A 14,243-nucleotide genomic window follows, 5' to 3' on the forward strand; every position below is an offset into this window, starting at 1 on the left:
AAAAATGGGAGGAATTAAAATGGGTTTAGCACATGAAGAATTACAATCAGATTATGTAGAGAATACAACAAAGACGGTGCCCCCTTTTGGATTAAAAGATAAATTTGGCTATTTATTTGGTGATCTTGGAAACGATTTCTTTTTTATATTGGTAAGTTCCTATTTAATGGTCTATTATACAGACATCTTGCATATTAGTGCTGCCATGGTTGGGGTATTATTCATGATTGCCAGAATATGGGATGCTTTTGCCGATATGCTATGGGGTCGATTCATTGATGCTAGAAAAAATACAACACATGGTAAATTTACACCGTGGATTTTCCGTATGTCATTTCCACTTGTTATTTCAGGTATACTAATGTTCGTTAAAATTCCTGGAATGACAGATGGATTTTATGTGGCATGGGCTTTTGTAATGTATTTGTTATGGGGTACTTTGTACTCTACAGTTAATATCCCTTATGGTTCCATGGCATCTGTTATTTCTGGTGACCCGATAGAACGTACCGCTTTATCTACGTGGAGAACAATGGGAGGGTCAATGGCTGCTTTAATTATCAATGTCGGCGGACCGCTGATTTTATTTCAAAATAATGTAGCGAGCCCCAATCGCTTTTTCTTAGCAGCAATTATATTTGGTGTTTTGTCCCTTGCATGCTACATGGCATGTGTCAAGTTAACAACGGAACGAATTGTTGAACCGGAAAAAGTAAGCCAAAAAGGTGACTTTAAAAGAACTGTCAAAGGACTTGCGAAAAACAAAGCATTGATTTGGTTGCTGGTTATCTCATTAATCTTTCTTGGCACAATGCTGATGGTTGGATCTGTAAACGTTTATTTGTTTAAAAATTACTTTGGTAATACAGCTGCGTTGAGTATTGTTGGGTTTATCCAAACCGCTACCGTATTTCTCGGCATGCCACTGATTGCGCCATTGGTAGGAAGGTTTGGTAAAAAAGAAGTTGGATCAGCCGGGATGCTAATTGCAGCACTTGCCTATTTATCTTTATACATGTTACCAGACGTTTCTGTAACCCTATTTATTATATTAACAGCAGTAGGCATGTTTGGAATGAACCTATTCAATCTGATCATATGGGCATTCGTGACAGATGTTACGGATTATCATGAGTTTATAACTGGGATGAGAGAAGATGGAACGGTTTACTCGCTTTATTCATTTGGCCGAAAACTCGGTCAGGCCCTTGCTGGTGGACTTGCTGGTTTTGCAATTGCAGCAGTAGGATATGATGCAACAAAGCCAGCACAGTCACAGGAAGTACTTGATGGCATTTATTCATTGGCCACTTTGGTACCAGGGTTACTCTATTTATTGGGATTCCTTGTCTTAGTGTTCTTGTATCCATTGAATAAAAAACGTACGAATCAGCTTGCGGTTGATTTAGGAGAAAATAGAGAAGCAAAGAAGTAATTGAATAATAAAAGAAAACGCAAGGGAAAGCTGGGATTCAAGAGGCTTTCCTTTTCTTTACAGATGTGATTTCAGCATTATTCAAGTTCGTTCTTTTCTCTATATTCCGTTGGCGTATATCCGGTCTCCTTTTTAAAAATTCTTGTGAAATACGAGGCATCTTCATAACCAACATTCCAGGCGATCTCCTCAATGGAAATCGCTTCATTAATTAATAAATGTTTCGCCTGATTGATCCTGATCATTTGCTGATAACCTGTTATCGTCATATTTGTTTCTTGTTTAAACTTTCGAGACAGGTGACTGGGATGCGTGAAACAGAGAGAAGCAATTTTATCTTTATCAATTTGTCTATCATAGAAGCTAATAAGATATTCGATGGCAGTACGCGTAATCTTAGAATAATTCGCCAGATTATTTGATAGAATAAGATCGGTATATGCGATAATCATATCACTATATAATTGCTGTAATTTCGACAAGTTATTTGTGTACTCTATTTCATTGGCAAATTTATTAGAAACGCGATGGATAAGAATTGCCGGAACGCTGCTGTTCACAGCAACAGAACGTAGCAGTGTGTTTAATACAATCGCCAGGTTTTTAACTCTTCGTAATGGTTGATTGGGGAACCGGTCAGAAAAGGAGAACAGTATATCATTAGATTTCGATAGTTCTAGCGCTTTCGCCTTCTGCCCTTGTTTGACGGCATGCAACATATCTGCTTCAATCTCATATCTCATTTTTACTATTTCAACTTCTTTATCCGATTGCTCCTTTTTAGGACTGGGTTTATCCTTGACATCGTTACTATCTGCTGTAATGCTTACTGGTATTGTTTCAGTGTCCATTAACCTATTGAATTGCTGTAGGACACTCGCGAAACTATTTGTCTTTTCAATGTTTAGGATGTGAATATAATTACAGAAAACGCTTAAATCTTCACGTTCATTGTGGCTGAGGTTGTACCTTTTGGATATTTCAAATAAATGTGGTGTATGTTCAAAAAAAGGTCCGATAATGACAGTATATTTAGCTTCATTTGAAGGTGTATAGCCGAGGAATTGCAGCCCCCATTCATTGGTATAAGCAAGTAATGTATTTTGGTGTTTGTTCATTTCCTCATTAAAGTACAATAAATCCCCTTCTTTTCCACCTGGCATAAAAGCGGGTATCGTTATTTCTTCATGATGAAAGATAAACTTCCCATCTTGACCTAATACATATGTGTTTAGATCTGTTACATGACTTATTTTCAAAGCTGCGGAGATAACTGCTGTTTGATCCAACGTTGATTCACCCCTGATTTATTTACTGAAATTGCAAGATTTGTCCTAATGAAAATACTATTTCTATTATAATAGAGTTAGAAAAGCGATTGCAAATGTAAAGTAAGCGGTATTTTTGGTATGATGGGGATAGATTGGAGTGGTTTTCATTGAAACAAATCAAACGACTAAATGAGACAAATTATACCGACATATTTGCTTTATCACAATTTGCCTTCCAATATGAGCTTTCGGAAGCTGAATTATTAAAAAAGAGGGCAGAAGCGGCACGACATAAGATTTGGGGCTGGATGGTAGACGATCAGATCGCTGCGAAATTGCATCTGATTCCGCTTTCTATTTATTTGAATGGGCGTCAGTTTGAAATGGGCGGCATTAGTTCTGTTGCAACCTGGCCGGAATATCGCAGACAAGGGATGGTCAAACATTTACTCAAACATGCTTTAAACGATATGAAAGAACAGGGTCAAACAATATCTTTGCTTCATCCTTTCTCTGTGCCCTTTTATCGCCAATATGGATGGGAACTTACGTTTATGAATCAGTATTATACGATTCCAATGGAGAAACTGAAAAAAGACTGGAAAGGCGAAGGATTCATAAAGCGGATAAAGCCGGATGTAACGTTGCTGGATGAAATCTATATAGATTATGCGAAAGGTTTTACAGGTATGATTGTCCGGGATGAAAAATGGTGGGAGCAGCGTGTCTTAAAGGATAAGTGCCATATCGCGGTTGCTTTTAATAAGGAACAACAGCCGGAAGGATATATGCTTTATGAGGTGAAAGAAAATATATTCCGCGTAAAGGAAATGGCGCACCGAAATTTGAATGGTAGGAAACTGTTGCTTCAGTTTATCGCCAATCATGATTCCATGGCAAAGGAGGCCCGTATGACTGTACCGGAGAATGATAACTTGCCGTTATTAGTGGATGACCCCGTATTTGCTCAAAAGAAGGAACCATATTTTATGGCACGCATTGTCGATGTCGGGCGATTCTTGGAAAACTATCTATTTGAATTGGAAAGCGATGTTTTATTAGAGCCGCTTCAACTTTATGTAGAAGATGAATTTTTCCCGATAAATAATGGTACTTATAAATTGGAAAAGGTAGCTGGCGACATCAAAGTACTATATATGAAAGAACAGGAAAATGGGATTCGCTGCAGTGTGCAGCAGTTGACAGTGATGCTGCTTGGTTACAAACGACCAATGGACCTATTCCAAGTCGGCCTTATCCGTGGAGAGAAACAGGAAGTAGAGCTTTTAGAAAAGCTAATACCAAAGCAGCAAACCTTTTTGTCGGATTTTTATTAAGAAAACAGGTTGTTTGTCCTTTTCAGTTAGAAATATTCGAAAACAATAGAATTTTATCGGAATATACGGTAAAATTGATGTAACATGTAAACTTTTGGGAAATCTTACAGAATTCGCAGACAGAAAAGGAATGGACTAAATGACATATACTATTAATCTATTTAAATTTTTCTTCAACATGGATGATCATGTTTTTCGAATACGTAAGGCAGAGAAGGTCAACCATCTTTGGAAGGTAAGTGTTTTGCTGACTTTGGTTAGTGTGGTCGTTTATATATGGATGGCGTATCTGGGTATCGGTTCTGACCTTGTTTCGCGGGGGGCTGTAGGGTTAACACCTGAAGCATATGAGTCCGCTAAAATTTGGTTTCTGTTTGGACGGGTGATCTACGCTGTTTTATTTGCGGCGCTAGTAATATTTTTGCCTACTTTACTTTTTTACCTTTTAACGGAAATTCCTTATCAGAAATTGTTAATCATGCAGCAAGTCGTACTTGTCGTTATGCTGATAGAGCGAGTCATATGGGTTCCGCTTATGTTATTAATTGGTCTGGATTGGTATGTATCACCACTATCATTGGGTATTATTACTTCTTATATAACAGATGTATCATGGGTCATTTATTTTTTGGGCGCGATATCCCTTTTTCAATTATGGATTATCTGGTTTCAGGTGAAATTTATTACTTCACTTGTCCCGATGAGAAAGCGTTGGATATGGTTCAATGTTATACTTTTGCACATTTTAGGGTGGGCCTTGACAGCACTCATTGCATTTGCTGATACATATATCGTTAGTGGGTGGTTTGGATGAAGCGAAGGATTAGAATAATTCAAGTAAGTGTCGTCCTATTTATTGCCGTTAATTTTATGTTGGTGTATTTTGATCGAGAAGATAAGGTGGAAAGAAAAGCTTATATTTACGATTGGTCAGAAGCCATTCAATACGATATGAAGGAACAGTTACATACACCGGGGGTGATGGCTTCTGCTGGAGAGGAATATGTTTATTTTGATAAAAGCCTTGGGCAATTCCAGGAATTCCTAACGGAAGAGGGGGATGACGTGAGTCCGGGTGATCCGTTATATTCCTATAAAGTAGACAGCTTTTATGAGTCGGAAATCAAATTAAGTAATGACGTACAGAAACTGCAAGGAGAAGTAACTGCAATTGAAACGGCGCTAACCAAGATGCAGCAGTATCAACTTCCAGACGCTTCTATAGATGATGCTAAAACGGTACAAATAACGGAAGACGAGATAAATGTTGAACTTCCGGAGGACACGACCGAAGCAGCCGTAATCATTGAACAGTATATTGCGGAAAAGGAAAAAGAACTCGGACAAAAGCAAGCAGAGTTGGAAAGTGCCCAGTCCCAATTGGATACGCTGCAATCAAGTGGTGATACTGTTATCGTTGACAGCCCCTTTGAGGGTAGAATCAAGTCAATTAAAACGACACTCGCCGATCCAATTGTAACGATTGAACAAAAGGGATTACAGGTGGAAGGTACATTTAGCGAGGCAGAGCGAACGAAAATAGAACAAGGTCTACCTGTCGAAGTGATGATTAAGGAAAAGAAAACATTGCTCGAAGGAGAAGTCGGTGAAATCAGTGAAACACCTGAAACTTTAAATATTGAAGGGGAAAGTGTTTATCCGTTTCAGGTAGTCTTTGAGGATGATGCCGGGCTGGAAGAGATGTTACCAGGTTATCATGCAGATGTTGCGATAACAATGGAGGACTCACCAGATGCTACCGTTCTTTATGAAGATGTTATTTTCAATGGTGCTGTATGGAAAATGACGACAACGGGAGAAGTCATAAAGCAGCCAATTAAAACAGGCATATATATGGATAAGCGGCACGAAATTACAACTGGTGTTGAGCAGGGGGAATGGGTTGCCGGAGATCAAAAAAGCCAATATCGATCGGGTGCAGCATTTATTACGCCGATCAAGCTGAGGGATATTCCGTGGAAGCAATTAAACAAGGATGAAAATAAGGGGAAAAATATTGTTACAGGAATTTTATCTAGATAAGAAAAGGGTGTCCGTCCAGACACCCTCTCTATAATTACATATTAGATGCTTTGATTTGTTCTGTGTCTGCTTCTTTATGATCTTCATGATATAATACGTTGACGATTGCGCCAATCATTAAGATCATCCCCGTCAGGAAGAACCAGATCATTAATACAATAATCCCGCCGAGGCTTCCATAAGTTGCTGTGTAATTGCCGAAGTTACTTACATAAAAGGAAAAGCCAAGTGAAATGAGCTGCCACAAAATAGCGGCAGTTAATGCACCAGGAATAATGTGCTTTAATGGCATTCTTTTATTTGGTGCCAGTCGATAAAGCATCATCAATAGTGTTGATAGTATAACAAGACTGAGTACCCAACGCAGAACCTGGAATAAAATGGCGAAGGCACCACTGAATCCGAGATGAGCTTGTAGAAATTCTAGGATAACATCACCAAATACAGGTAGAATAATTGCTACGACTAACGCGACAATCATGCCAAGTGTTAAACCTAGTCCAAGTAAACGAACAAGGATAAATGGACGTGTTTCTTCAACGCCATAGGCTTGATTGGATGATTTAACGAAGGCGTTAATCGCATTCGATGCCGACCACAATGCACCGATGATACCAACAGTTAGTAAGCCACCACGTGGTGTTTCCACGAGATTGATAATATTGTCTTTCAGAATAGACGCCATTTCGCCTGGAATCGAATCACTTATAAAACTTATTGCCTGATTCGAATCGATGTGAAAATAAGGAATAAGTGCGAAACAGACAATCAGCAGCGGTACAATGGAAAGTAAATAATAATATGCCTGTGCTGCAGCCAGCAAAGGGACATTATCTCCACTGAACTTCGCCATAAAACGCTTTGCATACTTGATTATATTAGACATGTAACTTCCTCCATGATGAGTTGTGTTTATCTATATACCCTTATTTGCGGGTATTCAATCAATGCATTTCACGTTTTATTTATGATGTCTAGTGGTATAATGCATATAGAGAAGACTTGGTAAGGTGGTGGACTTACCGCGCGTCTGTAAAGGCAAGTATATTAGCGGTATCGCGGAGATAAAGGAGGGTTTATCCTATGGGAATTATTTATGTCGGTATATTATTTTGTGCAATTGCATTTGCAATGGTCGTTATATACATATGTTTTGTATTAAAGCGTGTTTCCAATACGATGGGAACCCTAGGTGAAACGTTGGATGAAGTAGGCAAAAAAATGCAGCATGTAACGCCGCAATTACTTAAAACGATTCGTGAAACGGATAAACTTATTGATGATGTAGATGATAAATTAAAAGCTACAGACAGTGTTTTTGATTCGATTGAAAATGCTGGAGTTTCTTTACAATCATTCAATCAGGTTTATGCACACAGTGCAAAACAGCTTTCTGATGAACAATTTCAGAAGAAAACCAAACCATTTGTTGAAAGTATGAAATGGAGTGAGGCAGCGCTATATTTGTATTCCAAATGGAAAAAGGATAAGCCTGCCAAAACCAATAACAGGACAGACGTAAATCAAACAGAGAAAGAGGGATAAGAATGACTTTAGTAGGTATAGGTGTATTACTGATTGGGATTGCTTTTGTGATATTAGCTTTTTTTATTGGGCATGTTTTGAACAATTTGGCTGGTGTACTTAGCGGTATTGATAAATCGATGCAACGTTTACCAGACCAATTAGATGATATTTTTAAAGAAACGGGTAACTTGATCGAGGAAGGTAATAAATCCCTAGCGGACGTCAATGACAAAATGGAACAGCTAAGCCCATTGTTTTACATTGTTGGAGATGTTGGGAATGTCACCAGGAAGTTTACCTCGTCACTGGTTGATGTATCACAGTCGGTTAAAAGTAAAACAGATGGGGCAAAAGAAGTAACAGAGAAGAATAATCTAGGTGGCTTGTATGGCTCGTTTGCCTTAGGATACTACTGGTTGCAAAAGCGTAGACAGCAGAAACAGGTAAAACGTGAAGGAGTAACTTCCGATGAACAAGAAGCGTAGTAAAATTGGCTATCTTCCGATTGTAGGTGGAGCACTTGCCTTTGGATGGTTCGTTAAAAACTTTCAAAGCAAAGCGCAAGGGAATGATGAGTCGCTGTTTCAAAAGATTAAAAATGCGGAACAGAAGTTGTATCAGGATGGTTTAAAACGGGCAAACGAACTGGATCTAATTAAAAATGAAATTCAAACAAAAGTAATGAAATAAGCAAAGCGCGAGGTGATCCCCGCGCTTTGCTTATTTTTCATCCACGATGTTTCGTTCATTAGAAAATTCTTTGCCTTTTTGAAAAAAAAAATAACCTAAAGTGAGTGCACCATACAAACCTTCCAGCCGATTCCGATGTGTAAACTCGCTTGCCTCGGTTGTACTTGTTTCCAGCCGCATCACCGCATCTACCATTGATGATGACAAGTGATTCGTTGCTCTGCCCGCATCTCCTATAATATGAAGCATTGGACTTAATTCCTTCAATTGTTCATTTACCATATGAAGCGTATCCTTACCGGATCCAATGGTCTCTGTCACTTCTGTGATAACCTCATTTATATTTTGTGGCAGCTGATCTGTCGTTACTTGTAAACTGCTGAAAACGGCTGCCAGTTTATTTAGCGGCTTAACTAAAAGCATAACGAGACCGAAAAATGCAATACCGATAATAACTAAACCGATTCCTACCCAAAGCATCTCCATTCCTCCTTTTATCAAAAGACATTTCCTTTATGATACCACGACACTGAAATAATTAAACCATTTTGTATAGTCATAAATCTGCATCTTGTCCCATAAAATAATGCAAGCATACAATAAGGGGCGAGTGCTATGAGACGATTTGGTAAGATTGCATTTTGGGGAATAGGAATTTTGGTGTTAATTATTCTCATTCGATTACCTATTCAATCAAGTGAAACAACATGGCAGACATGGTCATTGCCACTTTCTGGTAAAACGATTGTCATTGACCCGGGACATGGCGGTCCTGATGGAGGCGCGGTGGGGAAAGATAAGACCCAGGAAAAGGATATTTCATTAATTGTAGCGAAGCGGCTACAAAATTATTTACAGCAATCTGGTGCTGTTGTTTATTTAACAAGAGAAAAAGATACGGATTTGGCGGCGGAAGATACAAAAGGACTTTCGCGCAGGAAATCAGAAGACATTCGTAAGCGTCTCGCCTTTATTCATGATAAAGAAGCTGACTTTTTTGTAACAGTTCATTTAAATGCACTCCCTTCCAGTCGCTGGAGCGGCGCACAAACCTTTTATTATCCGAAGTTCGATGAAAGTAAGCACATGGCGAAAATGATTCAGGGTGAAATCATTCGTAACTTAGAAAATAGCAGTCGTTCTCCGTTAGCTATTAATGGTGTCTATTTGTTGAAGCATGCGGAAATTCCGGGTGCGCTTGTTGAAATAGGTTTCCTGTCCAATGAGAGGGAACTACAGCTACTGAAGCGAGAAGATTACCAACGGCAAATGGCTGCCAGCATTTATGAAGGTATTTTACGTTACGTGACTGAAGATCCAGAATAAAGAGACTGTCCCTATGATTCATATCACTTAGATTTTTGATAATCTATGTTATACTAGCGTTGGATATTATTTATAGGGATGGTGACAGATGGTGTTAACAGAAGAGGAAATTACCCAGTTATTAAAACCGGTGAAGGATCCATTTTTACATAGAACACTTGAGGAAACAGGTGGCATTATACAAGTAACAGTGAAAGAAGAGAAACAGCATATTAGTGTCAAGGTTGGTATTGGAAAAACGAATACGGCAGAACAAATGCAGCTACAGCAGGAAATTGTCGGTATTTTAAAGAAAAACGGTGCAGCAACTGTAGGTCTTCGTTTTGAACAATTACCGGATGAAGTTATTCAAAAATATCAACCAGCTGTAGAGAAAGAACAAGAAGCATCCTTAATGGGAGGATCGAATCCACACTTTGTAACGATCGCAAGTGGTAAGGGTGGTGTTGGTAAATCAACTGTAACCGTAAACCTTGCCATGTCCTTAATGCGTATCGGCAAAAAGGTTGGAATCATTGATGCAGATATTTACGGATTCAGTATTCCGGATATGATGGGTATTGAGGAACGACCGGCAGTGCGTGCAGAGAAGATTATTCCAGTGGAACGATTTGGCATTAAAGTGATCTCTATGGGCTTCTTTGTTGAAGATAATTCGCCGATTATTTGGCGTGGCCCTATGCTTGGGAAGATGATCAATAGTTTCTTTAAAGAGGTGGAGTGGGGAGATTTAGATTACCTACTGCTTGATCTACCACCAGGTACCGGTGATATTGCCATGGATGTGCATGAACTGTTACCTACCAGTAAAGAAATTATCGTAACCACACCACATCCAACAGCAGCATTTGTTGCGGCACGCGCTGGGCAAATGGCCATTAAAACAGAGCATGAAATTTTGGGTGTCATAGAGAACATGGCGTACTTTGAAAGTAAAACAACGGGTGAAAAGGAATATGTTTTTGGTCAAGGTGGCGGAAAGAAACTTGCCGAAGTGTTGCAAACAAAAGTACTCGGACAATTACCGCTACAACAGCCTTATGAAGAAGAGGATGTTTTTGCTCCATCTATTTATCAAGAGGATCACCCACTTGGTAAAGAATACCACAAAGTTGCAGCGAAAATTATATCGAAAATGGAAGATTAATGAATGGATGAGGGTGTCCCGTTTGCAGGTGGGGCACCCTTTTTGATCATCTAATACGGATGTGAACTTCAGCATTTACACGTTTTTCTAGCCGTTTTTCCAGTTGTTCTTATTACCCCGCGCCCCCCGCGTCTGACGATTTATCGTTTTCATCGTTTTTATCTTGCTCTGTTTTTTCGCCACCCTCTTCATCTTTAGCCGATTCGTTTTTATTCTCCTCATCAGCTGCCTTTAATAGTATATCTTGAATTTTTGCCTGAAATAAAGGCGTATCTATCGTTTGCTGAATCGCTGTCTCAAGATGGGCCCGAAATTGCTGACCTTTTAATACTTGTAACATTTGTTCAGTGATTTCCGGGTTTTGCAGTAGTTCAAGCATTTGCTTTTGAAATTCTGCATCGTTCATTAAATTTTTCATTAGTTTTTTCTGTTCATCTGACATCGATTTAACATAGCTTTCAACAAATTTCGGATCCTTAAATAATTTGGTCCACATTTCGGCACCTTTTTCGGACGTGAGTGCATCATTGATCGATTGTTTGACAACATCGGAATTAATCACAAGCTCCTGCTTCATTTTATCGTCAGTCATTATTTCTGCAAGTGCCCTGCGTCCGTCATCTGTTTGCAATATGTCAACAACCATTTTCTTTGTTGTATCATATTCGCCTTCTTTTGCGGAGGAATCCCCTCCATCACAAGCACTCATCATGATGATGGAAATTCCTGCAATTAAAATGAAGATATTGCGTATCATTGAGGATATCCTCCTTCCTTTACACCTTTAATATGGATGTTCGATTAAAGAAATATGCACTTTTTTAAGGAAAAAAGTCTGCCGACGTGATAAACTACGATTAAACACAAATGAAATGGATATGAGTCGTATAGTAAGATATTTTGTAGGAGGAAATCGGATTGAATAGTCGTAAATTGGTGCACTTCTTTTTTACAACCCTCATTATTGGGGGAATAGCAGGACTAATAACGAGCTTTTTTGTGAAGGCAGAAGAATATAGCTTAATCTTAAGTCCGTTTGATTTTATGGAATTGCTCGGTCTAGTCGTGTTTTTTATAGGGATCGGTTTTGTTTTTAGTATGATAAGTCAAACGGGCTTTTTTGCTTATTTGTTTATTAATCGATTCGGTTTAAGTATTTTTCGTTCCTATTGGTCGACCATACAGATTGTACTTGTTGCGTTTGTCGTATTTGATTTAATATATTTTCCATATAAAGCAACACAAGGAACGGTTTCTATCTTTTGGTATATTTTAATGTCCTTTGCGATTCTTGCTTACGGGTGGTTTATCTCGGAAGTGAAGGCGCAGGAAACCAATCGGTCAGCATTTGCTCCGGCATTGTTTTTAATGGTAGTCATGACGACACTTGAATGGATACCAGGATTGCAAACGGAAGGTACGGATTACGCGTGGTTGATGATCATTCCGTTACTTGCATGTAATACTTATCAGTTGCTTGCACTGCATCGTCTAACAAAAAAGGATAGTGCAAAAGGAAAACAGCCCGAAGCAAAACAACCCGCACGTAAGAAAAAGGCGGGTATGAATAGAGCATAATAACTTACCTCTGATTCCCGAATAGGATCAGAGGTTTTTTTATTCTACCATCTTCGCTTTTGCGTGCGCAGCATTAACCATCTCAGTGATGGAGATAAAATCGAATCCCTTATTTTTTAATCCAGGCAAAATCTTTTTCAAAGCATCTGAGGTTTGTTTTGCTGAATCGGAAGCATGCAGTAAAATAATATCCCCATTTTCAGTCTGTTTCATGACTTGATCGATAATGAAGTCTGTACCCGGGTTTTTCCAATCATTTGTATCCACGTTGTAATGAATAACCTGGTAATTTAACTCTTCTGCCAGTTCGATGATCTCTTTATTGAAATGACCACTGGGTGTTCGCAAAAGGTTGATATCTTCGTAACCCATCTTTTTGAAAACTTCCCGGGCGTGTAATAAATCTTTTCTTACTTGTTCTATGTCTTGATCGAGGTAGCTCTTATAACGATAACCTAGCATACCAAGTTCGTGTTTCCCCTCTGATATTTTTTCTACAATATCTGGATGTCGCTCTGCCCATTCGCCACTAACAAAAAAGGTAGCCTGAACCTGATTCTTTTCAAGTTGCTCTAGGACGTCGAGAACGTTCTCTTCTCCCCAGCTGATATTAAAGGTTAAGGCTATATCCGTTTCATTGGCATCCCCTTTCGTAAGTGCGACAGGCTTGTCCTGTGAAGAAACTGAAAATGCTCCGTCCTGCTCAAACCATACGAATGCAGCGGTAAACAATGCCAGTGCTACGACAACAAGCCAACGCTTGCTTTTATTAAATCGCCATACATAAAAATGTTCCATAGCTTCTTCCCTCCTATGTCGTGTGCTTGCCTTTGTTAAGTCTATGAATAGAAATGATAATTATGAACAAGCTATTCACCTCTAATGAAATTGGTGATCAAACGAATGGAAGAAGATGAAAAACATGTCATGCAGGGTATAGTAATGTAAGAATAAAAAAACGAGCACAACCGACAAAATGCGCCAAAGTTTTCGTAATTTGTGGTATAAAGTATAAAAGAAACACTTTATAGCAGTTTGGTGGGCAGTAAAACCCCCACTGAATGAAGTTTCACTTTATAGAAAATCAGGTAAAAGGATAACTGGCTTGTTTGAGGAGGTTTAAGAAGAATTATGTTGGGTTTATTAATTAGTGAAATGGAACAAAGTGAAATAGAGTACTTATTGAAACGAGAGATGGAAGAGCTTTTGATGGATTTAGAAGATCCAAGAATAGACCAGATGGTAAAACGTGCAATGAGTGAAAGGTATTATACGCTCTTCCAATTATTTCGAAGAGTAGCAAGTGAGCAGGAATGCATGAAATATATGCCGAAAAGACAAGAAAATCAATAACTTATGACGGCAAAAACCTCTATAGCTTGTATTTTATAGAGGTTTTTTCATTGCTGATTTGCTTACAATGTCTTTCTTTTGTGATATAATATATTCGTGCTTATAACATATGGATCCAGTGAACTCGACATTTTTTAGGGAATGAAAAAGTCCGGTCAGAGATGGGATTTCGTGATGTTTCAACATGAAATGTCATTTCTTGATAAAAAAATGGTTTTTACTATTGATCTTATATTATTAATATGCTATATTAATTTCTGTTGTCATTTCCGAAATTCGTTTTTTACAGAGAAAAAAATATTTCAAAAAGGTTATTGACAATTATTTGAAACCATGATAAATTAAGTCTTGTCGCAAAAACGACATAAGAAAAATTGCTCCTTGAAAACTGAACAAAACAACCAGTATGTCAAGAAAAACAGAGACTGTTTTTCGAACATTTAAAGGCTTGCCTTTAGATGAACAAGTAACAAGCTAAGACAATTGATAGAGTCGATTGGTGTCGATTCTATTTCAAACACTTTTTTGGAGAGTTT

16 protein-coding genes are annotated in these 14,243 nt (G+C 38.5%); 11 read left to right on the forward strand and 5 right to left on the reverse strand.

Annotated features, from left to right (window positions below):
• Positions 1–19: 19 nt before the first annotated feature.
• Positions 20–1,435, forward strand: coding sequence for an MFS transporter (locus JOC34_RS20595; RefSeq protein ID WP_205138677.1), 1,416 nt, complete (start codon positions 20–22; stop codon positions 1,433–1,435).
• Positions 1,436–1,512: 77 nt separating this feature from the next.
• Here JOC34_RS20595 and JOC34_RS20600 read toward each other — a convergent pair whose 3' ends face one another.
• Positions 1,513–2,724 carry a helix-turn-helix domain-containing protein gene (locus JOC34_RS20600; RefSeq protein WP_205138678.1) on the reverse strand — a complete coding sequence of 404 codons (1,212 nt, stop codon included), beginning with the start codon at positions 2,722–2,724 and terminating at the stop codon, positions 1,513–1,515.
• Positions 2,725–2,873: 149 nt separating this feature from the next.
• On the opposite strand from JOC34_RS20600, the gene JOC34_RS20605 reads away from it, so the two are divergent.
• The 3 genes from JOC34_RS20605 (at position 2,874) to JOC34_RS20615 (ending at position 6,086) form a co-directional block, all read left to right on the forward strand.
• Complete coding sequence (locus tag JOC34_RS20605; protein ID WP_205138679.1) at positions 2,874–4,043, forward strand: GNAT family N-acetyltransferase; 1,170 nt, start codon at positions 2,874–2,876, stop codon at positions 4,041–4,043.
• Between the two features lie 139 nt (positions 4,044–4,182).
• A complete protein-coding gene (locus tag JOC34_RS20610; RefSeq protein WP_205138680.1) occupies positions 4,183–4,857 on the forward strand; it encodes a hypothetical protein in 675 nt (224 codons plus the stop codon).
• Positions 4,854–6,086 carry an efflux RND transporter periplasmic adaptor subunit gene (locus JOC34_RS20615; protein WP_205138681.1) on the forward strand — a complete coding sequence of 411 codons (1,233 nt, stop codon included), beginning with the start codon at positions 4,854–4,856 and terminating at the stop codon, positions 6,084–6,086. The genes JOC34_RS20610 and JOC34_RS20615 overlap by 4 nt, the downstream gene beginning before the upstream one ends.
• Positions 6,087–6,120: 34 nt before the next feature.
• Here the strand turns inward: JOC34_RS20615 and JOC34_RS20620 are convergent, their stop codons facing one another.
• Positions 6,121–6,972, reverse strand: coding sequence for a YihY/virulence factor BrkB family protein (locus tag JOC34_RS20620; RefSeq protein ID WP_205138682.1), 852 nt, complete (start codon positions 6,970–6,972; stop codon positions 6,121–6,123).
• A gap of 197 nt (positions 6,973–7,169) precedes the next feature.
• Between JOC34_RS20620 and JOC34_RS20625 the strand changes: the two genes are divergently transcribed.
• The 3 genes from JOC34_RS20625 to JOC34_RS20635 are packed head-to-tail and all read left to right on the forward strand — an operon-like array spanning position 7,170 to position 8,303.
• Positions 7,170–7,631 (forward strand): DUF948 domain-containing protein, encoded by a 462-nt coding sequence (locus JOC34_RS20625; protein WP_205138683.1) that lies wholly within the window; start codon positions 7,170–7,172, stop codon positions 7,629–7,631.
• 2 nt (positions 7,632–7,633) lie between these two features.
• Positions 7,634–8,098 (forward strand): DUF948 domain-containing protein, encoded by a 465-nt coding sequence (locus JOC34_RS20630; protein WP_205138684.1) that lies wholly within the window; start codon positions 7,634–7,636, stop codon positions 8,096–8,098.
• On the forward strand, positions 8,082–8,303 hold the full coding sequence (locus tag JOC34_RS20635) for a hypothetical protein (protein ID WP_205138685.1): 222 nt from the start codon (positions 8,082–8,084) through the stop codon (positions 8,301–8,303). The genes JOC34_RS20630 and JOC34_RS20635 overlap by 17 nt, the downstream gene beginning before the upstream one ends.
• A gap of 30 nt (positions 8,304–8,333) precedes the next feature.
• On the opposite strand, the gene JOC34_RS20640 is transcribed toward JOC34_RS20635, so the two are convergent.
• Positions 8,334–8,783 (reverse strand): DUF948 domain-containing protein, encoded by a 450-nt coding sequence (locus JOC34_RS20640; protein ID WP_205138687.1) that lies wholly within the window; start codon positions 8,781–8,783, stop codon positions 8,334–8,336.
• Positions 8,784–8,918: 135 nt separating this feature from the next.
• On the opposite strand from JOC34_RS20640, the gene cwlD reads away from it, so the two are divergent.
• Together cwlD and JOC34_RS20650 are read left to right on the forward strand one after the other, a co-directional pair.
• On the forward strand, positions 8,919–9,629 hold the full coding sequence (gene cwlD, locus JOC34_RS20645) for an N-acetylmuramoyl-L-alanine amidase CwlD (RefSeq protein WP_205138688.1): 711 nt from the start codon (positions 8,919–8,921) through the stop codon (positions 9,627–9,629).
• Positions 9,630–9,720: 91 nt separating this feature from the next.
• Complete coding sequence (locus tag JOC34_RS20650) at positions 9,721–10,776, forward strand: P-loop NTPase (protein ID WP_205138695.1); 1,056 nt, start codon at positions 9,721–9,723, stop codon at positions 10,774–10,776.
• A gap of 112 nt (positions 10,777–10,888) precedes the next feature.
• On the opposite strand, the gene gerD is transcribed toward JOC34_RS20650, so the two are convergent.
• Entirely contained in the window at positions 10,889–11,533 is a 645-nt protein-coding gene (gerD, locus tag JOC34_RS20655) for a spore germination lipoprotein GerD (protein ID WP_205138689.1), read from the reverse strand.
• A gap of 161 nt (positions 11,534–11,694) precedes the next feature.
• Between gerD and JOC34_RS20660 the strand changes: the two genes are divergently transcribed.
• Entirely contained in the window at positions 11,695–12,354 is a 660-nt protein-coding gene (locus tag JOC34_RS20660) for a KinB-signaling pathway activation protein (RefSeq protein WP_205138690.1), read from the forward strand.
• Between the two features lie 39 nt (positions 12,355–12,393).
• Here JOC34_RS20660 and pdaB read toward each other — a convergent pair whose 3' ends face one another.
• The gene (gene pdaB, locus JOC34_RS20665) at positions 12,394–13,152 is read right to left on the reverse strand and encodes a polysaccharide deacetylase family sporulation protein PdaB (protein ID WP_205138691.1); all 759 of its coding nucleotides are present in this window, start codon (positions 13,150–13,152) and stop codon (positions 12,394–12,396) included.
• A gap of 333 nt (positions 13,153–13,485) precedes the next feature.
• Between pdaB and JOC34_RS20670 the strand changes: the two genes are divergently transcribed.
• The gene (locus tag JOC34_RS20670; RefSeq protein WP_205138692.1) at positions 13,486–13,707 is read left to right on the forward strand and encodes a hypothetical protein; all 222 of its coding nucleotides are present in this window, start codon (positions 13,486–13,488) and stop codon (positions 13,705–13,707) included.
• Positions 13,708–14,243: the final 536 nt, after the last annotated feature.

The organism is Virgibacillus halotolerans, from assembly GCF_016908515.1.
Lineage (GTDB): Bacteria > Bacillota > Bacilli > Bacillales > Amphibacillaceae > Virgibacillus_M > Virgibacillus_M halotolerans.